At 33.7% G+C, this 24505-nt stretch carries 22 protein-coding genes and 3 pseudogenes; 8 read left to right on the top strand and 17 right to left on the bottom strand.

Going from position 1 to position 24505, the window contains the following annotated elements:
- Positions 1-104: 104 nt before the first annotated feature.
- Together E2558_RS10430 and E2558_RS10425 are read left to right on the top strand one after the other, a co-directional pair.
- Complete coding sequence (locus tag E2558_RS10430; protein ID WP_126564951.1) at positions 105-872, top strand: threonine/serine exporter family protein; 768 nt, start codon at positions 105-107, stop codon at positions 870-872.
- 12 nt (positions 873-884) lie between these two features.
- Positions 885-1337 (top strand): threonine/serine exporter family protein, encoded by a 453-nt coding sequence (locus E2558_RS10425; RefSeq protein WP_126564950.1) that lies wholly within the window; start codon positions 885-887, stop codon positions 1335-1337.
- An 82-nt stretch (positions 1338-1419) separates the two neighbouring features.
- Here the strand turns inward: E2558_RS10425 and E2558_RS10420 are convergent, their stop codons facing one another.
- The 4 genes from E2558_RS10420 to E2558_RS10405 all read right to left on the bottom strand — a co-directional run bounded on the left by E2558_RS10420 (position 1420) and on the right by E2558_RS10405 (position 4424).
- Positions 1420-2892: an APC family permease gene (locus E2558_RS10420; protein WP_126564949.1), complete on the bottom strand. Its 1473-nt coding sequence runs from the start codon at positions 2890-2892 to the stop codon at positions 1420-1422.
- Between the two features lie 77 nt (positions 2893-2969).
- The gene (locus tag E2558_RS10415) at positions 2970-3338 is read right to left on the bottom strand and encodes a DUF423 domain-containing protein (RefSeq protein WP_126564959.1); all 369 of its coding nucleotides are present in this window, start codon (positions 3336-3338) and stop codon (positions 2970-2972) included.
- Between the two features lie 27 nt (positions 3339-3365).
- A complete protein-coding gene (locus tag E2558_RS10410; RefSeq protein ID WP_126564948.1) occupies positions 3366-3764 on the bottom strand; it encodes a DUF5327 family protein in 399 nt (132 codons plus the stop codon).
- Entirely contained in the window at positions 3765-4424 is a 660-nt protein-coding gene (locus tag E2558_RS10405; RefSeq protein ID WP_126564947.1) for a uracil-DNA glycosylase, read from the bottom strand.
- Positions 4425-4576: 152 nt separating this feature from the next.
- On the opposite strand from E2558_RS10405, the gene thiD reads away from it, so the two are divergent.
- From thiD to vraX, 3 genes and pseudogenes are all read left to right on the top strand, one after another.
- Positions 4577-5407, top strand: coding sequence for a bifunctional hydroxymethylpyrimidine kinase/phosphomethylpyrimidine kinase (gene thiD / locus E2558_RS10400; RefSeq protein WP_126564946.1), 831 nt, complete (start codon positions 4577-4579; stop codon positions 5405-5407).
- Between the two features lie 316 nt (positions 5408-5723).
- Positions 5724-6059, top strand: a pseudogene (locus E2558_RS10395) (FAD-dependent oxidoreductase); the annotation flags it as partial.
- Between the two features lie 186 nt (positions 6060-6245).
- Positions 6246-6416 carry a C1q-binding complement inhibitor VraX gene (gene vraX / locus E2558_RS12385; RefSeq protein ID WP_046309718.1) on the top strand — a complete coding sequence of 57 codons (171 nt, stop codon included), beginning with the start codon at positions 6246-6248 and terminating at the stop codon, positions 6414-6416.
- 629 nt (positions 6417-7045) lie between these two features.
- Here the strand turns inward: vraX and E2558_RS10390 are convergent.
- The 10 genes and pseudogenes from E2558_RS10390 to hxlA all read right to left on the bottom strand — a co-directional run bounded on the left by E2558_RS10390 (position 7046) and on the right by hxlA (position 16661).
- Complete coding sequence (locus E2558_RS10390; RefSeq protein ID WP_126564945.1) at positions 7046-8452, bottom strand: MFS transporter; 1407 nt, start codon at positions 8450-8452, stop codon at positions 7046-7048.
- Between the two features lie 193 nt (positions 8453-8645).
- On the bottom strand, positions 8646-8906 hold the full coding sequence (locus tag E2558_RS10385) for a hypothetical protein (protein WP_126564944.1): 261 nt from the start codon (positions 8904-8906) through the stop codon (positions 8646-8648).
- Positions 8907-9275, bottom strand: coding sequence for a protein VraC (locus tag E2558_RS10380; RefSeq protein WP_126564943.1), 369 nt, complete (start codon positions 9273-9275; stop codon positions 8907-8909).
- Complete coding sequence (locus E2558_RS10375) at positions 9244-10389, bottom strand: thiolase family protein (protein WP_126564942.1); 1146 nt, start codon at positions 10387-10389, stop codon at positions 9244-9246. Before E2558_RS10375 ends, E2558_RS10380 begins: the two co-directional genes overlap by 32 nt.
- The gene (locus E2558_RS10370) at positions 10386-11771 is read right to left on the bottom strand and encodes an AMP-binding protein (RefSeq protein WP_126564941.1); all 1386 of its coding nucleotides are present in this window, start codon (positions 11769-11771) and stop codon (positions 10386-10388) included. Before E2558_RS10370 ends, E2558_RS10375 begins: the two co-directional genes overlap by 4 nt.
- Positions 11772-12050: 279 nt before the next feature.
- Positions 12051-13370, bottom strand: a complete 1320-nt coding sequence (gtfB, locus tag E2558_RS10365; RefSeq protein WP_126564940.1) for an accessory Sec system glycosylation chaperone GtfB — start codon at positions 13368-13370, stop codon at positions 12051-12053.
- Positions 13363-14872 (bottom strand): annotated as a pseudogene (gene gtfA, locus E2558_RS10360) (accessory Sec system glycosyltransferase GtfA). Before gtfA ends, gtfB begins: the two are co-directional and overlap by 8 nt.
- Before the next feature lie 200 nt (positions 14873-15072).
- Positions 15073-15336 (bottom strand): hypothetical protein, encoded by a 264-nt coding sequence (locus tag E2558_RS10355; protein WP_126564939.1) that lies wholly within the window; start codon positions 15334-15336, stop codon positions 15073-15075.
- Between the two features lie 141 nt (positions 15337-15477).
- Positions 15478-16026: a 6-phospho-3-hexuloisomerase gene (gene hxlB / locus E2558_RS10350; RefSeq protein WP_126564938.1), complete on the bottom strand. Its 549-nt coding sequence runs from the start codon at positions 16024-16026 to the stop codon at positions 15478-15480.
- A 2-nt stretch (positions 16027-16028) separates the two neighbouring features.
- A complete protein-coding gene (gene hxlA, locus E2558_RS10345; protein WP_103298238.1) occupies positions 16029-16661 on the bottom strand; it encodes a 3-hexulose-6-phosphate synthase in 633 nt (210 codons plus the stop codon).
- Between the two features lie 274 nt (positions 16662-16935).
- Here hxlA and E2558_RS10340 point away from each other — a divergent pair, with 274 nt between their 5' ends.
- From E2558_RS10340 to folE2, 3 genes are read left to right on the top strand one after another with little or no spacing between them, the layout of a single operon-like run.
- On the top strand, positions 16936-17298 hold the full coding sequence (locus E2558_RS10340) for a YojF family protein (protein ID WP_186805201.1): 363 nt from the start codon (positions 16936-16938) through the stop codon (positions 17296-17298).
- A 13-nt stretch (positions 17299-17311) separates the two neighbouring features.
- A complete protein-coding gene (gene bshB2, locus E2558_RS10335) occupies positions 17312-17977 on the top strand; it encodes a bacillithiol biosynthesis deacetylase BshB2 (protein WP_126564936.1) in 666 nt (221 codons plus the stop codon).
- 13 nt (positions 17978-17990) lie between these two features.
- Positions 17991-18869 (top strand): GTP cyclohydrolase FolE2, encoded by an 879-nt coding sequence (folE2, locus tag E2558_RS10330; protein WP_126564935.1) that lies wholly within the window; start codon positions 17991-17993, stop codon positions 18867-18869.
- 126 nt (positions 18870-18995) lie between these two features.
- On the opposite strand, the gene E2558_RS10325 is transcribed toward folE2, so the two are convergent.
- From E2558_RS10325 to E2558_RS10305, 3 genes and pseudogenes are all read right to left on the bottom strand, one after another.
- Positions 18996-20300: an MFS transporter gene (locus E2558_RS10325; protein ID WP_126564934.1), complete on the bottom strand. Its 1305-nt coding sequence runs from the start codon at positions 20298-20300 to the stop codon at positions 18996-18998.
- Between the two features lie 185 nt (positions 20301-20485).
- Positions 20486-23437: pseudogene (locus E2558_RS10320) on the bottom strand (SdrD B-like domain-containing protein).
- Positions 23438-23935: 498 nt separating this feature from the next.
- Entirely contained in the window at positions 23936-24502 is a 567-nt protein-coding gene (locus tag E2558_RS10305) for an NADPH-dependent FMN reductase (protein WP_103329973.1), read from the bottom strand.
- Positions 24503-24505 lie beyond the last annotated feature (3 nt).

The following is a 24505-nucleotide window of genomic DNA, read 5'->3' as shown; positions in this document are numbered from 1 at the left end:
ATTAACGAATTGTAATCATTTTATTTTTTAATTTTCATTAACGTAGTAGTCTTTTTAATAAGCTTCAACTATAATTATGATACATAAATATAAATGGTGATGAAATGGAACATATAGATACACATGAAAATGCAAATGAAAAACTAATTAAAGACGTGGTGATGATAGCCGGACGTATATTACTTGAATCTGGCGCTGAAGGTACACGTGTTGAAGATACAATGACGCGTATTGCACGCAAGTTAGGTTACTCTGAAAGTAATAGTTTCGTTACAAATACAGTCATACAATTTACATTACACAACGAATCCTATCCACGAATTTTTAGAATTAATTCCCGCGACACAAATCTGATTAAAATTTCACAGGTTAATGAAATATCACGACAAATCACAAAAGGTAAGATTACACTTGAAGATGCAAAAACGAAGCTCGAACATATTTATGTTGCTAAAAGAGATAGTAGTTTAACGTTCAAAGGTATTGCAGCTGCTATTATCGCTATCAGCTTCCTTTACTTACAAGGGGGACAACTTATCGATGTGATTACTGCATTATTAGCTGGTGGACTAGGCTATCTAGTAGTTGAAATTTTAGACCGACGATTACATGCTCAATTTATACCTGAGTTTGTAGGTTCATTAGTTATTGGTATTATTTCAGTTTTAGGGCACTCTCTAGCCCCTAGTGGTGATTTAGCGACGATTATCATCGCATCAGTCATGCCTATCGTCCCTGGAGTACTTATCACGAATGCCATTCAAGATTTATTCGGTGGTCATATGTTGATGTTTACGACGAAATCGCTTGAAGCACTTGTCACCGCCTTTGGTATCGGTGCAGGTGTAGGTTCAGTGTTAATTTTAGTTTAGGAGTGTACACACATGTTTTGGTTATTAAATTTACTTTTTAGTTATACCGCTTCACTGTTTTTCTGTGTTATATTCGACGCTCCTAGAAGATTATATCTTTCTTGTGGTTTTGTAGGGGCATGTGGCTGGATGGTTTATATCCTTTTCTATCAAGGACTTAGTGTTCATACGATTTATTCTAGTTTCTTTGGTAGTTTTGCTTTAGGTTTGATCAGTCACTATATGGCACGTAAAAAGAGAGAACCCGCAATTATATTCATGGTACCAGGAATTATCCCTCTCGTACCTGGTGGACTCGCTTTTGATGCCACTAAAAATTTAGTATTATTGCAATTCGGTAAAGCGATTAATACGATGCTCGAAGTAACATTAATTGCTGGTGCCATTGCGCTTGGTTTATTATTTGCTGATCAAATTTCTAAAATTGTCGTATCAGGCTTTGTACGTCGACGTAAACGTATTTAATATATAAAAAAGTGCATGATATTGAACATAGCGTTGTTCAATATCATGCACTTTTATTTGCGATTTAACAATGACACATGATTTATTTGTTTGTCTCGTCTATCATATCTTCGACCTCATTTTCAGAGCGGTTTAAAATCAAACGACTTAATTCATCACTATCAATACGTTTCAACTTAGGATAACGTATAACGAAGAAGATTAAGCCAATGATTAACCAACCACCTAATGCGATATATGATGGCATTGAAAGTGAGGCTGGTGAACCTGGCACTAATAATAATAGAAGGAAAATGAATGATACAATAGAACCTAAAATTGCAAATGTCTTGTAAACAGGTCCGTACGTATTACTATTCTTATCATAGCTAAATAATTTAGCAGCAGATAAACATGTAATAAAGTATGCAATTGATACACCAGTTGAAGACATATCTACAATCCAAGTTAATGCTGTACGTCCTAACCAAGGTGCGATAAGCGTTACTGCGACTAAAAAGATAATCGCTACGTAAGGTGTTTTATATTTTGGGTGCAATCTACTAAATGCTTTAGGCATAATTCCAGAACGCCCCATTGAGAATAACAAACGACTTGCACTCATTAAGAAACCATTTAAACCTGTAAAGATTCCCATAATAATCGCAATGGCTAACACGCCTAAACCAATATAGCCAAAGGCCGCTTGTGTTTCAGCACCAGTCGCCCATAAGTTTCCGTTAAGACTTGCATTATTAGTACTTAACCAACCTGTATAAAGAATCATCACTACATACGTCAATGACGCTGCTAATAAACTATAAACGATTAATTTAAACGTCTTATTAGGTGAAAAGTTGAATTCCTCTGCGGTTTGTGGAATGTTATCGAAACCTACATAAGCCCATGGTGCAACAGCGACAATCATAATAATAGAAGTAAACCATCCAGCCTTAGGATTCGCTAATGGTTGTAAATTACTAAAACTAAAATTATGACCAAAGAATGAGCCGAAGAACATTAACAAGACTACAATTACCATTGCTACACAGAAATAATATTGTAGCGATCCTGAAACACTTGCACCACGAATAGCAATAAACATAAACACAAGTAATAAGACCGTTGCAATGATAATTTCAGTAATATAAACATCCCATCCAGCGACCGTATAAAGCTTCCCATTATTCAATAAATTAGGTAATAAAAATTTAACTAATAAACTGAATGCTGTAGCATTTAAAGCAACTACACAGACATATCCAAATGTTAAAAACCAAGATGAGAAGAAACTTACATATCTTCCGAAACTTAAGTAACTAAATGCAAATGCGCCACCTGAGACAGGGAACTTTTCAACTAGCGCACCATAACTTACCGCGATTAAAATCATTAGTAATGCGCCAATAACAAGCCCTATTGATGCAGCAATCGGACCAGATTGTTTAATCCAATCTCTAGGCAAGATAAACGCGCCCCAGCCAATACAAGAACCATAGGCAATCGCCCATACAAATTTTTCAGAGAGATTCTGTTTCAAATCTCCCCTATCTATATTTTGATTTTTTTCTTTCATAAAATAAACTCACCTCAAGTACCCTATATACCCTTGAAGTGAGTGTTCTAATCTACTAATGCTCTATTTAATTGAGTTTAACCTACAAATTTAAATGTAGAGATTATTAACATCAACCAACCTGCAATGAACAGTACCCCACCAATTGGTGTTATAGCACCTAAGATGCGAATTTGTGTTAATGCTAAAATATAAAGTGAACCACTGAAGAAGATAACGCCTAAGAATATAAGCCATCCAGCCCAATTGACATTAATTGAAGTTGTACCGCTGATTACACCAATAATTAATAAGCCAAGGCCGTGATACATTTGGTAATTCACAGCTTTTTCCCATACAGACATATACTTATCCGACAATTTACCTTCCAAGCCATGCGCACCGAATGCCCCAGTCCCTACTGACATCATTGTGCATAAAGCTCCTAAGATTATAAATAGTTTCATCATTTACTTTCAAACTCCTTATTTCTTTTAGAAATCAAATATAGATTCGCCATTACCGATTTCATCATCTGTAACCATTGTATTCGATGGTAAGCTATTATTTTGTGACGATTTCATTGAATTTGGTACCTTGCCACCCATCGCTTCGATTTCAGCTGCTGTAACCGTTGGCTTACTTGATGAAGCAGAATGATTCATTCCAGAGCTAGTCATTGCATTATTATTTGAAAATGAAGGCGCCGATACTGTATCAGTAAAATCATGCGTTTTATTGCGACGTGCACTAGGCACACTCTCAGAATGAGCATACAGTGAAGTCAATGTATGAATCGCGTACATATGCTTTTCAAATTCTTGATTATCGTTCGCTTCATCCGCTTGCACAAGTTCACGTTCTATTAATTGAATAATTTGTTCTTTATTCATCTATTGTTCCTCTCTTTCACACCAGTGAATTGGAGATTTCCCTTTAGATTCTAGAAACTCATTGGCACGTGAGTATGGTTTCGAACCGAAGAAACCACGATGCGCTGACAATGGACTAGGATGTGTAGATTTAATAATATGATGTTTAGACGTATCGATTAATTTTAACTTTTGTTGCGCAGGTTTGCCCCACAGAATAAAGACCACATTTTCTCTATGATCAGAAATCGCTTGAATGATTTCGTCTGTGAATGTTTCCCAACCAATATTTTTATGAGAATGTGCTTCGCCTTGACGTACCGTTAGCACAGTATTTAATAATAATACGCCTTCACGTGCCCAATCTTGTAAATGTGGTGATGTTCTATGACAACCAATATCATCTTCTAACTCTTTATACATATTTCTTAATGATGGCGGAAATTTCGCATTCGGCTGTACAGAGAACGCTAAACCGTGTGCTTGATTAGGTCCATGATAAGGATCTTGCCCTAAAATAACTACCTTTATATCTTCAAATGGCGTTAAATCAAACGCTTGATATATATTCTCTCTATCTGGATAGACGATTTGAGTCGTATACTCTTTTTCTAAAAAATCATGCATTGCTTTAAAATCATGTCTCTGTTTAATATCATGAAATATTTCTGACCATTCCATCGCTTTCACCTCATGCCATATTTTAACATAATGTGCATATCATCAGTTATCAATTTCCTACTATTATATCCCTCAACGCTTGTGCTAGTATGCTTCATAAAAAACATGTTATGATAAGTAATAGATTAGAAAACTGTCGGGAGTGAATCAATATGGCTTTAAAAAAAGTTTTAACTATTGCAGGTTCAGATACTAGTGCGGGAGCTGGTATGCAAGCGGACCTTAAAACATTTCAAGAATTAGATACTTACGGCATGGTAGCCTTAACTGCTGTCGTAACAATGGATAAAGAAACTTGGTCTCATGATGTGACACCTCTTCCAATGGACTTATTTGAGAAACAATTAGAAACAGCTATCTCAGTCGGCCCAGATGCTGTAAAAACGGGTATGTTAGGTACGCAAGAAATCATTAAACGTGCTGGCGAAGCATTCGAAGAGTCAGGCGCAAAATACTTCGTAGTCGATCCAGTTATGGTTTGTAAAGGTGAAGACGAAGTACTTAACCCAGGAAATACTGACGCTATGATTGAACACCTATTACCTAAAGCTACAGTAGTTACACCAAACTTATTTGAAGCTGGTCAACTTTCTGGCTTAGGAAAATTAACTTCAATCGAAGATATGAAAAAAGCAGCTAAAGTCATCTACGACCAAGGTGCACAACATGTCATCATTAAAGGTGGTAAAGCACTAGATCAAGATAAATCTTATGATTTATACTTCGATGGCGACAAATACTATCAATTAACTACAGACATGTTCCAACAAAGTTATAACCATGGTGCTGGATGTACTTTCGCAGCAGCTACTACAGCATACTTAGCAAATGGTAAATCACCTAAAGACGCTGTAGTAAGTGCCAAAGCATTTGTTGCTTCAGCAATTAAAAATGGTTGGAAAATGAACGATTTCGTAGGTCCAGTAGACCACGGTGCATACAACCGTGTTGAACACATTGACGTAGAAGTAACTGAAGTATAAGAAATTTATTTTAACTGTCCACAAAGGCTTTGTGGGCAGTTTTATTGTTTAATTTTATATCTAGAATAGTTCTAAGACAGTTATTCACTCGTTTAAGTTGTTGCGCTTTCCAGGGGTGCTGTCTCAGCCTGTAGTCTTCGACTAGCACTGCTCCCCTAGGAGTCTTCACAACTACACTTCGTAATCTATCTTAGAACTACTTACGTTCATCAATAACTCATCCCTCAGGTGTCACTCAACTACTTTTAATTATCCATTTTAGAACTACTTACCTAAGTATTTTAACTTTCTTACCAACTCGTTTTTGGATTTTAAAACTGAATCAGATTCAGATATTGTCGCACGTAAAATCAACGCCTTATCAGACAAACATCGTTGGGAACCTAAATCAGGTGTCACATTAATTGGCGATGCAGCACATCTAATGGCCCCATCTGGTGAAGGTGCTAACTTAGCCATGTTAGACGCTGCTGAATTAGCAGAGGGCATTGCTAAAAATTATGATAATATTGACGACGTAATTAAAGAATATGAAAGTCGTATGTTCTCAAGAAGTGAAGAAGAACAACAAGAATCACATGAAATCTTAGATATTTGTTTAGGCGAAGATAGTCCAGAGCGATTTGTTAAATTATTTAAAGGTGAACTTTAATTAAATAGTTATAATTACAGTACTCCATTACTATAATGGGGTGCTTTTTTGATGTCTCTAGGCATTAAGTCGTAGATAATTATCCGTTGTTCGTCGTATGAAAAGTTGGTACTTGGGGCTCATGTTTTCAAATAAAAAATACATTACTATATAAAGTGTAGAGAGACAAAGGAGGTAACACACATCATGATCATCTACAAGCAAAATATAGAGAACGGTATCCCAATGTACGAAATCATTACAAAAACCTTCAAGACGATTACGGTAAAATTTGATGAAACGTTTAACAAAAATGAAATCTATAAATTGCTCTCTCTACTAGAAAATGATCTTGATAATATGAAATTAAGTTATTAAGACATTTTCACTACAAATAAAGATGTTTTCCAAATGAGAATTCAAACAGAAGTATATTCCCAAAATTGATTTTTAAGTACTAGGCCCCCTAATATAAAGTAACTTAAAAAGTCATAAATCATTCCTAAACTCACCTTATGAATTATAGCGTCAATGTTAGCCAAAGATGTCCCCCTTTGAAAGCTTAGAGAGTAACTTTAAGCCCAGCTAACATCGACGCTATTTTTGTTTATATTTATGCTTAAACTATTTTAAAATGCAAAGAGAGGATAACGTAATTTATGAACTTATGTACTTATCACTTCAGTAAGTAGTTCTAAGATAGATAACAAAACGTAGTTGTGAAGACTCCTATGTTGATTATTAATGAACATAAGTGCCATGCACTTATGTAAGAAATTCTAAAGATGGACAACGAGTGACGTTGTGTGACGCCCGAAGGAACAGTACAAGTTGAAGACCTTAGAAATCCTCACAGATTTATCTGTGAGGCATTTCTGGCTGAAACTGTACCCTGGGCAAGCATCACAACAGAACGAGTAAATGTTCATCTAGGAATTTCTTTTCATTTTTCCTAAATAAAAAAACGCATTGATGAGGTTACTCTCATCAATGCGTTTAAATATCTATTATGCATTTCTATTTTTCTTTTCTTTAATCCACCATAATGCTTTTTTAGGATGTTCTTCAAAGTAATGAAGATCTTTCTTGTTATCAACATTAGGGTAAGAACCTTTGAGCGATTTACCTGCAGTACTTGTATGAAATATAGCAATCACGATAAAGCCAATTAAACTGATTGCAGTTAAGTAGTAAGCTGGTGCATAAATATTACCAGTTGATTCTACTAACCAAGAGTTAACTAATGGTGTTGTACCACCAAATAATGATACAGACACGTTAAATGTTACCGCTAATGTACGATATCTAATGTGTGTGAAGAACATTGTTGGTAAAGAACCAGGCATTGTTGCTTCGTATGTTGATAAGAAGAAACCTAAAATAAATACACCTACGATAATAAGTGGTAATGCTTTAGTGTTTAATAAACTAAATGCCACAATACTTAATAAAGTAAGACCACCTGTACCGATTAAGAATACTTTCTTCTCACCAACTTTATCTGCCATTTTACCAAAGAATAACGCTAAAGGAATCATAATTGCCATAACACAAGTAATTAAAACACTTGTCGTTGTTTGATCAATCTTAACAATTTGACCTAAGTATGTTGGTAAATAAGCTGTAACTGTATAGTTTGTTACGTTAAAGAATACTACCGCTACGAAACATACTAAGATGTCTTTGAAGTGGTAGCGTAAAATTGTAAAGAATCCAATATTATCACGAGCTGGTGTTTGAACATCATTCTCATAAACTGGAGATTCTTCAAGTTTACGACGTAAATAAAGACCAAATAATCCAAGGAATAAACCTAAAATAAATGGAATTCTCCAACCCCAAGCTTGCATTTGTGCATCACTTAAGAAGAAACTTAATAATGCAATCATAATTGAGGCTGCAATGTAACCAGACAATGTTCCTATTTCAAGTCCACTACCTAAACTGTTACGTCGTTTATCTGGTGAAATTTCTGCAATATATGTCATAGCACCTGCATATTCCCCACCAGTAGAGAAACCTTGTAAGACCCTAGCGAGTAACAAGAGTGCGGGTGCCCATAAGCCGATCATGTCGTAGTTCGGTAAGATACCGATTGTCAATGTTGATAAGGCCATTAAAATAATTGTCGTTGTTAATACAACTTTACGTCCATATTTATCCCCGATAATACCAAATACTATGCCGCCAATTGGTCTAAGTAAGAACGCAATGGCTAATGCAGCAAATGTAAATATTTGTTGTATTTGAGGGTTCTGAACTGGTGAAAAGAAATTCGCTCCGATATAAGCTGTCGTATAAGCGTACACACCAAAGTCAAACCACTCCATGGCATTACCAATACCCGTGGCGAACACTGTTTTTTTCGCCGTCTGAGCATCGACCATGTTAATTTTATCTTTTTTAAAGTTCATGACCTGTAACACTCCTTCTATTTATGTTACATAATTATACAGAACTAATGCATGTTGTCAAATTTATTAAAATTAATTTAAATTAAAAAATACAATTTTATTCAATTGACAGAATTTAACAATAATTAAACGAATACGCTTACACATTAAATTTTAAAATAAAAAAAGTTATAATTAAGAATTAATTTTTTTATCAATTCATAATTATAACTAGTTTTACCCCGTTTTCTTCAGAACTAACCACAATTTCATTTTCCGACTTCACACAAACCTCTACAACCTCATTAATAACAATAGTTTGAAGGTATTTAACTTTATAACTATGCCACTCAATCTCATATTCATTCATTAAATAATCTACGACGAGTTGTCCGGGAACGATAGTATTGTGAAGTGGATTTTGGTCATTAACAATTGCCAAATATTGATCGACTTGTGATTGACTAAACTTCATTCACACCCTCTCCTCAATGAACGTTTGTTCGATAATCATACAAGTATTGTTATTTTTATTTATTTTTAATTCAAAAATATATTGGTCAAATCGCTTTACCTTAGTAGTGCGTTTATGCGTTAAATATACACAATATTGCATGTTGCATTCCAACTTTTCATACTGAGTTACTCGGGTACGCTTTAATATTATCTTTTTTCTCATAAATGATTGAAAGAGATTAAATTCTGGCCAAAGTTTCGCACACATTAACGGTGGCACAGTGCCATCATAAACACGCCCTATCACATCACAATAACGTCGCACATCTTCTTCGCGAAATGATACATAACGGGCTTCACTGGTGCCACTTTTCAAAGAGAATTGCATTACCCATACCTCCCCCAATACCCATCGTTGCTATGCCTAATCGCCACGCTGGTAAATTGAACAAACGCGCTACTAACGCTGCACCACTAGCACCATAAGGATGACCTGATGCAATTGCGCCGCCCCATTGATTCACGCGTGCCACATCTAGATGTAACTCATTTATGGAAGCTAGCACTTGCGAGCTAAACGCCTCATTTAATTCCACTGCGTCTATATCCTCAATTTGCAACGCCTGTCGTTGTAATAAACGCTTAACCACTGGCACTGGACCGATACCTAATAACGTTGGAGCTACACCTGTTGTCACACCATCTTTAAATAACATACCTTGAGTGAATCCATGTTCTATCGCCAGTTCCTTCTCCATAACAATCACTAGACCCGCACCATCATTCTTCATGCAGCAATTACCCGCCGTCACAGTTCCGCCAGCCAATAGAGGACGCAATCGATTCAAACGTGCCTCCGTCAATGTCGACTTAATACTCTCGTCTTGCTCAAACCATTGCCCTTTCACCTTTAATGGCACAATCTCACGTGATATATCCCCATTCTTAAAGTGCGCAGAGGTAAACTGATGACTTCGAATCGCAAACGCATCTTGTGCCTCTCGCGACACACCATAGTGCTTCGCCACATTCTCAGCAGCTTCAATCATACTTGGATCCTGACCTTCTGGCGCAAACGACGCACGCTCATAAAATTGCGGTAACTGTGTCTCATAAACCGACTGAGGACGCTTAATCTTCCACGGCGCACGACTCGTACTCTCGACCCCGCCAGCCACATACACACGCCCCGCACCACACTGCACCATCCGACACGCATAAATAATGCTTTCAAGACCCGAACCACATTGCCGATCCACCGTTACACCCGGCACCTCATTAGACACCCCCGCTTCCAACAACGCCTTACGCGCTATATTCCCCCCATTTCCCACAACATTCCCTAATATCACATCATCTATTTGCTCCACAATCTCAAGAAATTCATTTTTTATTTTTTGGAAAAGGGGTAACAATAACTGCTCAGGTTCTAAATGCCTTAGCGCCCCACCATACTTACCAAACGGTGTCCTTTTAGCCCACACTATGACCGCTTCTTTCATACTTCTAGCTCCCCCTTTAAATAAAGCTCTCGCAATGTGCCACGCGCCACTTTGCCACTATTGGTAAAAGGCAACGCACTTACTTTCACAAGCTTTGAAGGCACCTCATATCGCGATAATGTTTGTAATAAATAACGTCGTAAACTTAAATAATCAAGTTCGCGGTGCCCCATATAAACAAGCACTGCAATTTCACCAAAGCGTGTATGTGGTTCCCCAATCATCACTGCTTCATCAATGCCATCCAGTTGCTTTACACGTTGTTCTACCGCAGTCGGGTAAATATTTTTACCTCCTATAATAAGTCGTTCGCTTTTGCGACTTACTAAATAGAGATATTGATCTTTTATGTAGGCATAATCACCTGTTTCTATCCAACTTTCTGGTTGAATCACTTTGCGATTTACATAACCAGAAAAGGTCATGTTACTTTTGACATGCAAGAGCCCTATTTGATCTTTATCTTGTTCTTCTAATTGATAAGTTACATTTGGAAACAATTGACCAACTGAGTCTGTAGGTGCCGTTTGATTAAAATTATAACTAATAAAACTCGCTTCAGAAGTACCGAAAAACTCTATAATATTCGCTTGTGAAAATGTAGTAGTGACATCTTGAAATAATTGAGACGAAAGTTTAGCGCCACTACTTAATATAGAGGTAAGCGTCTTCGTTTTATTTGGCATATGTATAAGTTGCGATAACATTGTAGGCACGAGAAACAGCGCTATCGATTTCGATTGTCGTTGAATACATTGCATTAATTGTGACGCCTCAAAATGTCGCTGTCCGATGAACGTTCTTCCTGACCATAAAGCATAAATGCAAGTGTACAATGACAATGAATGTGCCAGTGGACCAGGAGCGATAAAGATAGCTTCATCGTGATGTAAGAGCTTTTCATTTTCAATATATGAAGCAAGCCATGAGGGCTCGTTACGATAATATGCCTTAGGAAGTCCAGTCGTCCCTGATGTAAAACCAATATGTAATAGGTTGTGAATTTGCGCCTGTTCCTCAAAAAATGAATCCTTCAAATTCAGTGACTGTGTTGGAATTAACTGCGCATCATTCTTAGCAATATATTGAATATTGTATGTATTGATGAGTTTATCAATCGTTGACATTGGCCAACTCGCATCTAAAAAACAAGGCACTGCATCTTGCATCAACACAGCAAAATAGTGAATCATATTCGTCATTGGCGACTCGCTTAATAATCCAACTCGCGTAGCAGATAGAAGCCCTTGATAATCACTTAGAGCTTCTTTAATAGCTTCATAGAATTCAGCATAGGTTAACTGCTCATCATCAAATTGTAATGCAATAACGTTTGGTTGCTCTTCTGCATAAATTTGTAAGTTCTTCACAATCTCTAACATGGTTTCAACCTCTTAATGTCAACTAATTTAAGTATAATGTTAACATTTAAATGAAATAAAATCATTTCGCTTTAAGTTATTTTATAACAATTGAGCTAATTAATTTGATTAAGCGATAATATAGTTAAGATATTCATTCTCTAAACCTGATTGACTATGTGAGCCCCATTTCACAGTTATTTAATTAACTTCTTTACACTTTGTCATCTAAATATCATTTAAGAAAAAAATATAAAAAAATACCTCTCTTTTACGAGAGGTATTTTCAGATTAAATTTATTATTTGCTAAAGAATGATTTAAATTCATCTTTTGATATTGATCTCCCATGAACTAATTGATTATCTAATAAGTTGTCTAAAATGATTTTATTAGGTAAAGATGCTAATATCTCAATCAACTTTTCATAATTTTCAATTTTAAATAAATTATTTAAATCTACTACATCATTATTATGACAAGTCTCATTATAACCTAATATTAATAGATTATAGTCAAAAGCTGCATGTACTGAATCTAGTATTTCACTTCCGTGGTTAATATCTAGATATATATCACATTGTTTATAAAGTTCAGTAACTTTACTGCGTCTTACATGTGGATATAAGGAGACATTTTTATAAACACCGAGAGACATTAATTTTTTTGACATCTCTGTTACGGCAACGATATTAAAATGTAAATGAGGATTTTTACTCACAATTTGTTCTATGTTAGGTATATCGTCTGAATTTGTTAAAGTTAAAATTTCATTAGAATATGAATTTTGTTTAATAAAGTCATACACATACCCAACTTTGAATAGATAATTCTTTTCATTGTCATCTAACCAATTATATATACGATTATATTCATTACTATTAGGAATCAAGATATTAGCTGTTCTATTCCCATTATTCAACAAGTATTTCATATTACCAGGTAATTCTTCAGGACTCTCTTGCCAAAAAAGATAATCTTTTCCTTCAATATTTTTTACATGTCTTAGGAGAGCATATGGAAAAGCTAAAGAGTTGATTAAAAAACTATCAAGTTTGATCTTTGACTGCTCTAAATAAAATTCTAAAAAGCGAAGTTTTGAGTTAAAGAAATACTCTTTATCTCTCCATGTTAATATATATGAATTGGTCACAAAGTTTTCACTAATAATGATTTTACCTTTATCATTATAATATTTTTTTACAATATACTTTCCATTATCATCTAGTAAAAGTTGTGCAAATTTATAGCCATATTTATTGTAATAATCAATATATTGAGTTTGTCCTTTTTCATTTAACCACTCAACGTGTTCAACTATACGAGTTCCCCAATTCTTTTTAAATTTGATCTTACCTCGAACTCGTCCCTTATCTCGTATTCTTGCTATTGAGTTGTTACCTTCGATTTCCCACAAATCCGGAACAGGAACTTCATTAAAAAATAAAGGATTTACATTTAAAAGCTCACATTTTGAGAAAAAACTATATGGAGATTGAGTATTTTCAGGTAAAAAACCGTTATCTTCTAAAAGAATAGTTTGATGATTCATTCCAACATTTCGCAAGGTATTTAAAAGTTTAATAGTTTTTTTATCGAGTTTTTCAAATAGATTAATCATATTGCACCTCTTTAATTAATGAATGCCATTTCTCTGCTATATTTTCAAAAAGAAAATTTTCGGCTATTTTATATGATTCTATACTCATTTTTTCAATATTACTTTTGAAAAATTTTACAACGGCATTAGCTAATACGTTTACAATTTCTTGTTCAGTGGCTTCTTCTGTATTAATACTTATACGATAACCATTTTCACCATTTTTAATAAATGTTGGGTTACCATAATCTACTTCAAAACCTATCATTCCTAAGCCCGAGCCAATAGCCTCCATTAGTGTTAAACCAAAACCTTCGCTAGTTGATCCGGAGATAAATAACTGATATTTTCTATAAATATTCTCTAAATTTTGATGACCTTTTAGTGTTATGTATCCTTCAGCATTTTCATCATTAATTATTTTTTGTAACGTTTCTTTTTCACCACCCTCACCATAAATATCAAAGGTAATATCCGTGTTGTATTGATGAGCTTTAATAACTGCTTTTACCAACCAATCTACATGTTTTTCACTGGCTAATCTTGAAGCCGTTATAATCGAAGCTTTTCTTCTTTCATTAGATTTTTTTAATTCCGACAAATTACCAACAGGAATAGTATAGATTTTAGATGGATATTGATAATATTTTTCAAATTGCTTAGCTAACTTTTCATTTTGCTTATCAGTTGCTGTTATAAAGAAATCTATATTTTTAGCATTATTAAAAAGATATTCATAATGATTGTTCCACAAAATATGTTTTTCATTAGTAGTATTTTCATTATAATGTTCAGCATGTATTATTGAACCTATCTTAGCTTCACCCTTATTTTCTAAATATACTTGACCAACATTAGTAGAACGATCAATCAGTAAAATATCCTTTTTAGAAAGATTTAATTTTTTTAAAAAGTAACCAATTAATTCTTCCTTAGAATAAAGAATCTTATCCTTAAACACATACATGTTATTATCTTCATTGATATATTCTTCATAAGCTACTGTACCATTCTCATTATAAAAGACTCTCTGATATGCTTTAGCTTGTCCATCTTTAGGAGCATAATATTCGCTAAAAATCCTTACGTAGGAATAATAGTCTTTTCTAATCAGCTTATTCATAGAAACAAATTCTGCTCTATTTACTACTGAGCTATTTGGATAACGTAGATAGCAAGTTATGTAGTTATCATCATTATTAAAGAATATTCTTTTCACATCTTCATTTACTACTTCTATACGTATATCCTCATAATCTAAATTTTCGATAATGTCATCTAAAGTATAAGTTGTAGGAGCAATTTTTATATCCGTAAAATATTGATATAACCAAATGATTTCATTATCTTTAAACCCCATATTACTTGTATAAGATTGAATGTTTTCTCTACTAATAAAATCAAAAAAATACAAATTTAAAATCTAATTCTAATTTCTCAAAAATATTTCTTCGATATAATTGAGCATACTCTACTCCACTGCTAGCCCAACCTATCCCAAAATTTAAATTATAAATAGTCATTATTTCTCTCCCGTTTTTGATTATGTAACTTCCATATAATTGTATACTAATATTTTAACATTTTTAATAAAACTAGCTAAAGTATATTTTTAAAAACTAATATAAAATATCTTCCAAAAAAGTACTATATCTATTTTTAGTTATAAATAAAACGGTTGATTTTCATATGTAAAATCAACCGTCAGTTATAAATTTCATTTTTAAATAACACTTTTTATAAAACGCACTATAGCAAAAGTTGCGATTACCAACGAAGAAAGAAGCGTCCCAATTTTTATTATTTTGCTTTGTTTTTCAGGTTCGTCAGAATCATCATTTTCCATCATTTCTAACAATTCTCGTTCAATTTCTAAATCTAATGCAGATTTCTTTTTCCCATCATAACCAATGCTATTGTCATCTTCTGTATCGCTATCTGTTTTTAATGAGTGATCAGTACTTTGATTTTTATCTTCTAAGGTCATAAAGTAATACCTCCGATAATCTTTATACATTTATGTATCAAGTATATTACTTTATAAAATAGTGTAAAGTACTTTATTCTATATATTAAAAATTTTATTTATAAGAAAGACTGTTAGTCAAATACTAACAGTCAAAAGACTTTATTCTAAATTAGCATGGTTCTGTTGCATTGTTTCTTCATCTACATTGAACGTATCCATTAATCCAAGTACAACACTGTCTAAGAATAATAAAGATGCTTGTTCAAATAAACTACCTAATGGTTGTTCAGAACCTTCCGCATCATGTTTCGTACCTGCAGGAAGTTCAATTACAGTTTCAGCTAATTCGCCAATAGGAGATTCTGGTTTAGTTGTTAATAATACCACTTTAGCTCCTACTGATCTTGCTTTATCAGCTAATAATCGCAAATGCTCAGTTGAACCTGAACCTGATAAAATAATGAATAAATCATGTTCTTTAATAGATGGCGTTGTAGATTCTCCTACAACAAATGCTTCTTTACCTAATTGATTTAAACGCATAGCAAAGCTATTTGCGATAAACCCTGAACGACCTTTACCAGCTGTGAAAATGCGTTGTGCACCATTCACATCGTTCGCAAATCGGTCGTATTCTTCATCTTGTATATGAGATAAAGTACGCTCTAATTCCTCAAGAATGAGACGATAATTAGTAAATTGAGACATCATTATTTACCTTCAATCGCTTCACGACATTGTTTAGCTGCTTCTACAGGGTCATCTGCATTAGCGATACCGCCACCTACGATAACTAAGTCAGGCTCTTCAGCTACAATATCTTTAATTGTTTCTGGTTTAATACCACCAGCAACAGCAACTTTAGAGTTTTTAATCACTGATTTCACTGTACGTAAGCTTTCTAATGGAGATTGTCCTTCAGCTTGTAAGTCATAACCAGTGTGTACTGCGATATAGTCAGCACCCATTTCATCTAATTCTTTTGCACGTTTTTCTAAATCTTGAACGGCAATCATATCAACTAATAATTGTTTATCATGTTTGTGCGCTTCTTCAACTGCTGCTTTGATTGAAGCATCTTCAGCAACACCTAAGATTGTTACTACGTCAGCACCAAATTTGATTGCTTGGCTAACTTCATAATCTGCTGCGTCCATAATTTTAAGGTCAGCTAATACTTTTGCGTTATTAATATTTTCATTTAAATGTTGAACTGCTGGTAAACCTTCATTGATTACGATTGGTGTACCAATTTCTACGATATCTACATATTCCTCTACTTTTTTAGCTAATTCTGCTGCTTCTTCTTTATTTAATAAATCGATTGCTAATTGTAATTCCAATGCAAACATCCTTTCGTTACTAAAGTATGTCATTTACTTTAGTTCGTGTTTTTTATCTTTCACATTTGGTTATTTACCCATCTAAGATTTTTTTAAACGATAGAATATCTTTCAATGTTCTAATATCACTTTTTTGAAAATAAAGATTGTAATTCGACTTAAATGTGGAATTAATACAATTTTTTCTAAATAAATTGAGCAGAGATATACAATTACTCCTATCTTTTTAGTAAAATAAATAGATAAACACATTGTATGGTTGCAAGGAGTGAAAGTGTTGGAACTCATTAATGCTGAAGAAGTACAACGACTATTAACATCATTTGAAAATAAACCAGTATTCCTACACGTTGAAACGACTAATGGTGCATATGCTAACCATTTCGATCAACGTGTCTTTAATGCGGGGACATTTTTAAGAAATATACAAGTTACCTATGAACATGCGCAACTTAAAGGCGGAGAGAAAGACCCTTATCGCGTTGGTCTAAAGCTACGTGATGGCGGTTGGGTTTATGTTCAAGGACTGACACATTATGAAATCAATGACAACAATGAATTTTTAATTGCAGGATTTAATTACGAAGGACAATTGGCTGCTACACTCGAAATTAGTGAAAAGCCATTTACAATATAGAGGAGGCTTATTCATGAAAGATGAAAGACATGTATTAGTGATTTTTCCACATCCTGATGATGAGACCTTCTCATCGGCAGGCACAATTGCAAGCTATATCGACAATGGTGTGCCCGTAACATATGCTTGTTTAACATTGGGACAAATGGGACGCAATTTAGGGAATCCCCCTTTTGCAACAAGAGAATCATTACCCAATATTCGCGAACGTGAATTAGAAGAAGCAGCGAAAGTGATGGGTATCACTGATTTACGTAAGATGGGATTACGTGATAAAACCGTAGAATTCGAACCGCATAATCAAATGGATGATATGGTGAAAAATTTAATTGAAGAAACGAACCCTTCAGTAATTATTTCATTCTATCCTCAATTTGCAGTCCATCCTGACCACGAAGCGACAGCAGAAGCTGTAGTAAGAACAGTAGGTCGTATGCCGAAAGAAGAACGTCCACGCTTACAACTCGTTGCATTTAGCAATGATGCACCTGAAAAATTAGGTGAACCAGATATATTAAACGATATTAGCCAATATAGAGAGCTTAAATTAAAAGCTTTCGAAGCACATGCTTCACAAACTGGACCTTTCTTAAAACAAATAGCAAGTCCAGAAGTAGATGGGAAAACACAAAGTTTCCTAGAGGTTGAGCCATATTGGACATATCATTTTGAATCTTAAGGGGAGGTAAATGATGACTGAATTTGATTTATCTACACGAGAAGGTCGCTGGAAACACTTTGGTTCAGTAGATCCAGTAGAAGGAACAAAACCTACAACTAAAAATGAAATGACAGACTTACAAAGTACGCATAAAAACTTTTTATTCGAAATTGAAGAAGTAGGTATTAAAAACTTAATTTACCCTGTAAAAATTGACCGCTATCAAACAGCAGGGAAGTTTAGCTTTTCAACAAGTTTAAACCAAGATGAAAAAGGAATTAACATGAGTCGTATCTTAGAGAGTGTTGAGAAACACTACTCAAATGGCTTAGAACTTAATTTCGATACACTTTACCAAGTACTACGTACATTACAAGGTAATATGAAACAAAATTCTGCAGGCGTAGATGTATCTGGCAAATGGTTCTTCGATCGTTATAGTCCAGTTACAAACATTAAAGCAGTAGCGAACGCTGACGTAACTTATGGTTTAGCTATTGAAAAAGATAACGTGACACGCAAAGAAATTACAATTGAAGCAACAGTAACTACATTATGTCCTTGTTCTAAAGAAATCAGTGAATATTCTGCTCACAATCAACGTGGCGTAGTCACTGTTAAAGTATATTTAGACAAAAATAATGATGTCGTTGATGATTATAAAGAAAAAATCCTGGATGCTATGGAAGCCAACGCAAGTTCTATCTTGTACCCTATTTTAAAACGTCCAGATGAAAAACGTGTCACTGAACGTGCTTATGAGAATCCACGTTTCGTTGAAGATTTAATCCGTTTAATTGCTGCTGATTTAGTAGAATTTGATTGGATTGATGGCTTTGACATTGAATGTCGTAATGAAGAATCTATTCATCAACATGACGCATTCGCTAAATTAAAATATCGTAAATAATTGTTTTTAAAAATAAATCAGTTGTCTCACTTACTTTCGTGAGACAACTGCTTTTTAGTATGTTTGAATTTTTATAATGAATTAGATTTTCAAATTAAATTTAGCTTAGCTTGATATAGCATCAGCTTAATGATGTTTTGCCATACGCTTTTCACCAGGTTTAACAAAACACATTGCTACAATACTTATCAGTGATGCAACTACTGCTGAAATAAACATAGAAGAATAACCGTAACTTGCGACTAAATATCCTGTTAAAGTCGGTGCAATGACTGTTGCTGTATTAACGAAGAAATGTGTAATACCACCGTATGTACCCGTTTTACTAGGTGCAGTATCAATAATAACAGACCAATAAACACCATTTGGTAAGAAAATAAATGCATTCCCAATCATCATTAATATCATGATAGCTACAATACTATGTGTAAAGGGAATGATTAAGAAGCAAATCGCAGCGCAAATCATACCTACTATCGCAAAATATGATCGTGCTATACGTAAACTGCCTGTTTTTTTACGAAGCCAGTCTGAGATATGGCCACCAAAATAGATAGTGAAACAAGCTCCAATCCATGGCACCATACCTAAATACCATAAGGAATGGATTTCAAAATGATATTCATCTTGTAAATATTTAGGCGTCCAAGTTAAAATTAAAAAGTTTACATATTGGAAACCAAAATAACCAAACATATTACCTACTAATGTAGGACTTTTAAAGAAATGATACCATTTTTCATTTTTATTATTTTCAGTGTTAACCGTCTTCTCAACATTTAAACTACTATCAGTCGCACGAATTTCTTCAAGCTCCTCTTGTGAAACGCGTTTGTTATCTTCAGGATAATCTGTAAACACAAAGGCCCAAATGACTACCCATACTAATCCTAACGCTCCTAAAATAATAAATAACAGTCTCCAACTTGCTATTGTAAGAAATCCAGAAACGATAGGTGCTGTAATTAAAGCACCAAGTGGCACACCAATTAACCCTAAAGCCGATAATAAACCACGTTCTTTGGGTGCTGCCCAGTTAGCGTTCGTCTTACTAATTATTGAAAATACTGGACCTTCAGCCACGCCAAATAATACACGCAATAGACCGAAACCAATAATCGCTGAACCTCCAAATAGTGCCATACCGAGTTCTCCAGCATATGCCATTGCTATTTCAGTAATTGACCATGCAGTTCCAGCAATAATCCAAACAAATTTAGGTCCCCTTTTATCTGCCGTTAATCCTCCGATTAATGAACCAAACATGTAACCATAACCAAAATATCCTAAAATCTTGCCCCATGCGATAGTATCAAAGCCATATTCATTGATGATGTCTTTCTGAGCATAGGAAATAGCTCCTCTATCGATGTAATTAATCATTGTCATTACAATAATCATCGCAATAATAAAGTAACGATATTTCTTCATTTTAATCCCCACCCTTTGTTTACAAGTTACTTTACTATTCAAGTTTAGCATACTTTGTGTAAGCGTTATCATTAAAAAAGTTATTCTCTAAATAATATTTCTTATTGAATTTAATAAATATAAAAAGCATAAAAAAGAAGCCGGAATTTTAAATATCCGGCCTCTTTCTAAACAATATATTTATACTATTTATCTTCTTTTTTACGGCGTCTACCTAATAACAATGTTGATCCTAAACCAGCTAATAATGTACCTAATAATGTACCATTATTATCTTTATCACCAGTATCAGGCAATGAATCTGAATGCTTATGACTTTCTGAAGTTGATTCAGATGTGCTGTTGCTTGTACTTTCTGAAGTTGATTCAGATGTACTATTGCTTGTGCTTTCTGAAGTTGATTCAGATGTACTATTGCTTGTGCTTTCTGAAGTTGATTCAGATGTGCTGTTGCTTGTACTTTCTGAAGTTGATTTTGATTCTGAATCGCTTAATGACTTAGACTCTGATTCACTTAATGATTTTGATTCTGAGTCGCTTAATGACTTAGACTCTGATTCACTTAATGACTTAGATTCTGAGTCGCTTAATGACTTAGACTCTGATTCACTTAATGACTTAGATTCTGAGTCGCTTAATGACTTAGACTCTGATTCACTTAATGATTTTGATTCTGAGTCGCTTAATGATTTAGATTCTGATTCACTTAATGAAGCTGATTCAGATTCACCTTTTTTAAAGTAACCATTATCAATGGTCATATCATCATGATCAGTAATAGTTACTTTAACATTTTCACCATCGGCATCTTTAGAGTCATCGCTGGAGTTTACAGATGTTTGAGTTAAACCGTCTGGTTTCTCAAAGTGAACGTTATATTCCCCACTCTCTAAGTCTTCAAATATATATTTACCATTTTCATCTGTTTGAGTAGTTTTCAATGTATTACCATGACTATCTTTTAATGTAACAGTTACACCTTGAATACCTTTTTCATCTTCATCTTGATTACCATCTTCGTTGTAATCATACCAAACATAATCACCTAATTTATATTTAGGAGTTTTATAGAAGCCACTATCTAACGTCCAGTTATCTTCGTCTTTAATAATACCAATTGTTGATAATCCATCAGAGTCTTTAGCGTCATCGTTATTATTATTTACATTTGCATTTGTAGGCGTATAACCTTTAGGTGTTTCAAAGTTGATAACATATGATCCATTTCTTAAATTATCGAATCGATATTTACCATTTTCATCTGTATAAGTTTCTTCTTTAATACCATTGTCTCTAATAATTGAAACTTTAACGCCTTGAATACCTTTTTCATCTTCATCTTGGAGACCGTTTTTGTTTGTATCTTCCCATACATAGTCACCTAAGCTATATAATCTCTCGTTACCTGTTGCTTGTCCATTTGAGCCACTTCGCTCAACATAGTTATCATGGCCATAAAAATCTGATGTTCCTTCAAAATTTTTATTAGTCATTGTTATTCTAGTTCTTAAATCTTGCGTAGAATTTGGATCAATTTTAGAAGTAACTTTTACAATATATGGGTGGTCAATATGTCCAAAATTAATTTGTGCATGTTTTTCACCAACTTGATCAATGTTAAATTCATCAGTTACTTCTTCATATTGATTTTCATCTACATAGAAACTTGGATTAATATTATTTGAGTTACCGGCATCAAATATGCGAATATTAGAATTATTTGGGTCTAATAATGTACTACTGTCACCTACATTTTCTTGGTAACCTAGAATATTTAATATAGTATCGTAGCTATCTACTGAATTAGGATTCACATAAATATATTGAGTATAATCGTATGAACCTACATTAAATAAATCAGCTTTTGTAATAAGAGAATCTGCATTAGCAATTACGTGTCCAGTGTTATAGTTAGTATATTTAACATCAATAGGAAGAGTTACATTTTCACCAGCAATATTATAGTTTAAATCATATGTTCCACTTGTTTTCGCATTTTTTCTATCAATGTATTGAGGAATTGAAAATGAACCTTTTACATTATCTTTATTGTTAACATAATCAGTAAATGTATAAACTAATTTTTTAGTATCAACGTCGTAAACACCATTTGCAACGACTTGATCACCATCTGTTAAAGTTGGATAGATTTTGTTATTAGATGCTTTATAATCAGCAATACCTTCATAGTTGGCATATTCTGGCATATCAACTGTAAAGTAATCACCTGCATTTACGCGACCATTAGTTTTGAAATTAGAAGTGAGGTTGAAACCTTGACCATCGTTAGGTTGAACATAGTCTTTATCGATTGAAGCTGATGTCATTTCCACTAAATCATTTACATTTTTACCTGTCTCACTTTGTGTCACAGCCGCTCTAAGATTAGTAGCTATACGACTAACCGGTTTAATTCTTTTATTTGTAGAAATTTCTGAAGTAGTACCTAACGCTGAAAATTTATCATTATTTTCGCTATCCGCTTTTAAAAACGCTGCTAATAATTCATTTTCATCTGCTTTATTAAAATCAATATTTAAATCATTAACTAATTTAGATGCTTCTTCAGAAGTTGAATCATTGTTTTTAGCAACCATGTTAGTAAATAATTCTTTTTTCTTATCTGCGTTGTTTTCATTATTAATACTATCAAAAGTTTGTGCTACTTCTTTTGTTGAAGCTTCTTTATTTTCTTCTGTTGCTACTTCTTTTGTTGAAGCTTCGTTACTTTCTTCTGTTGCTACTTCTTTTGTTGGAGCTTCGTTATTTTCTTCTGTTGCTACTTCTTTTGTTGGAGCTTCGTTACTTTCTTCTGTTGCTACTTCTTTTGTTGGAGCTTCGTTACTTTCTTTTGTTGAGTGATTAGTAATGTCTACTTGTTCAGTTTGTGTAGCATTTTCTTCAGTAGTATTTTGTACACTACCTTTTTGCTTAATGTTTTCATCTTATCCATTTTGACTATTGCTTTCAATTTGATTACTTTCAGCAGCTTTTGCTTCATCATGTGCACTACCAAAAAGTAATGTGGCACCAACTAAAATCGATGCAGTCCCAACTGTGAATTTTCTAATCGAATACTTATTCAATCTATTAGGCAGAAAATCCAATCTCTTATTAGGTTTTTTCTTCAAAAAAATCCACTCCCTTTTCTAATTTCGAAAAACCTTCCAAAATAGTAAGTATTTTACAAGTCACTCAATCATAATATGTAAAATACAATAAAAGTTATACATAAATAGAGAGCAATTTGAAAGCTCTTTTTATATATTTAGTCGCAAATAATTAATGATTAATTAAATGCAAATTAAATATACCCGATACAAAATAGGTTAAACTATAATTTTATATATAATAAATTAATATAAATTGGATTAAAATAAGACTTTTCTTTCTAAATGACCTATATAAAAAATATACTAAGATTAGTTGAGTCCAGTAAATCTAGTTACTGGATAGTGAAAAAATTTCTATTAAAAATAATATACACCCCATAAACTTGGATTTAAGTCCAACTTTATGGGGTGTGTACAACATTTATATAAATTCAATTATTGGCTATTTTTTTTAGATTTATATCTCAAGCTCTTTAAACTAGTTTCTTCTATTATATATACGTTTTTCTGTATAATTAATTTTTATTTTAAATGTTCATATGGACTATTATTCACGAATGAAACAATTTGATCGACAAATAATTTTGCGCGTAATTGGAATTGTTCATCGTCTAAGTACAATGTGCCATCGTCTAATTTACCATAATCAGAGTCATGTGTAGCAATCTGTGTAGGTACAGCAATACCTAATAAACTTCTCACAATGACACGTAAGTGAGATAATGGCTCAGAACTTACGATACCACCGCTATTACCGATTAATCCTACAGGTTTCATTTTAAAATAATCCATATTAACGTGATCCAAAGCATTTTTCAAAATACCAGAATATGAACCATGATAGTTTGGTGTACCAAGAATTAAGAAATCCGCTTCCATCGTCTTCTCTTTAAATTCTTTCGTATTCGCTTTGATTTCATCAACTGAAGGCGTTGTACCTGAGAAGTCTAACTGATTTAAAGGTTTCTCAGCTAAATCGAAAATATCGACATCCATATCATGATTATCAAATTGACCTACTAAATATTTCGCCAACGCGTTTGTATGTGAGCCAACTTGGGCACTTCCTACAATAATAAGTCCTTTCATTAT

It is taken from the genome of Staphylococcus pragensis (assembly GCF_004785665.1).
Lineage (GTDB): Bacteria > Bacillota > Bacilli > Staphylococcales > Staphylococcaceae > Staphylococcus > Staphylococcus pragensis.
Note: the sequence above shows the minus strand (reverse complement) of the source record. Positions and strands in the feature narration are given on the sequence as shown.

What these genes read in the sequence shown, in the direction of transcription:
- E2558_RS10415 (WP_126564959.1), bottom strand. Translation starts at nt 3,338, where the DNA reads ATGAAACTATTTATAATCTTAGGAGCTTTATGCACAATGATGTCAGTA.
- E2558_RS10355 (WP_126564939.1), bottom strand. Translation starts at nt 15,336, where the DNA reads ATGACCTTAGAAGATAAAAATCAAAGTACTGATCACTCATTAAAAACA.
- E2558_RS10425 (WP_126564950.1), top strand. Translation starts at nt 885, where the DNA reads ATGTTTTGGTTATTAAATTTACTTTTTAGTTATACCGCTTCACTGTTT.
- E2558_RS10380 (WP_126564943.1), bottom strand. Translation starts at nt 9,275, where the DNA reads ATGCAATTCTCTTTGAAAAGTGGCACCAGTGAAGCCCGTTATGTATCA.
- E2558_RS10385 (WP_126564944.1), bottom strand. Translation starts at nt 8,906, where the DNA reads ATGAAGTTTAGTCAATCACAAGTCGATCAATATTTGGCAATTGTTAAT.
- E2558_RS10390 (WP_126564945.1), bottom strand. Translation starts at nt 8,452, where the DNA reads ATGAACTTTAAAAAAGATAAAATTAACATGGTCGATGCTCAGACGGCG.
- gtfB (WP_126564940.1), bottom strand. Translation starts at nt 13,370, where the DNA reads ATGATTAATCTATTTGAAAAACTCGATAAAAAAACTATTAAACTTTTA.
- thiD (WP_126564946.1), top strand. Translation starts at nt 4,577, where the DNA reads ATGGCTTTAAAAAAAGTTTTAACTATTGCAGGTTCAGATACTAGTGCG.
- E2558_RS10405 (WP_126564947.1), bottom strand. Translation starts at nt 4,424, where the DNA reads ATGGAATGGTCAGAAATATTTCATGATATTAAACAGAGACATGATTTT.
- E2558_RS10375 (WP_126564942.1), bottom strand. Translation starts at nt 10,389, where the DNA reads ATGAAAGAAGCGGTCATAGTGTGGGCTAAAAGGACACCGTTTGGTAAG.
- bshB2 (WP_126564936.1), top strand. Translation starts at nt 17,312, where the DNA reads ATGAAAGATGAAAGACATGTATTAGTGATTTTTCCACATCCTGATGAT.
- folE2 (WP_126564935.1), top strand. Translation starts at nt 17,991, where the DNA reads ATGACTGAATTTGATTTATCTACACGAGAAGGTCGCTGGAAACACTTT.
- E2558_RS10370 (WP_126564941.1), bottom strand. Translation starts at nt 11,771, where the DNA reads ATGTTAGAGATTGTGAAGAACTTACAAATTTATGCAGAAGAGCAACCA.
- hxlB (WP_126564938.1), bottom strand. Translation starts at nt 16,026, where the DNA reads ATGTCTCAATTTACTAATTATCGTCTCATTCTTGAGGAATTAGAGCGT.
- E2558_RS10430 (WP_126564951.1), top strand. Translation starts at nt 105, where the DNA reads ATGGAACATATAGATACACATGAAAATGCAAATGAAAAACTAATTAAA.
- E2558_RS10410 (WP_126564948.1), bottom strand. Translation starts at nt 3,764, where the DNA reads ATGAATAAAGAACAAATTATTCAATTAATAGAACGTGAACTTGTGCAA.
- E2558_RS10305 (WP_103329973.1), bottom strand. Translation starts at nt 24,502, where the DNA reads ATGAAAGGACTTATTATTGTAGGAAGTGCCCAAGTTGGCTCACATACA.
- E2558_RS10420 (WP_126564949.1), bottom strand. Translation starts at nt 2,892, where the DNA reads ATGAAAGAAAAAAATCAAAATATAGATAGGGGAGATTTGAAACAGAAT.
- vraX (WP_046309718.1), top strand. Translation starts at nt 6,246, where the DNA reads ATGATCATCTACAAGCAAAATATAGAGAACGGTATCCCAATGTACGAA.
- E2558_RS10325 (WP_126564934.1), bottom strand. Translation starts at nt 20,300, where the DNA reads ATGAAGAAATATCGTTACTTTATTATTGCGATGATTATTGTAATGACA.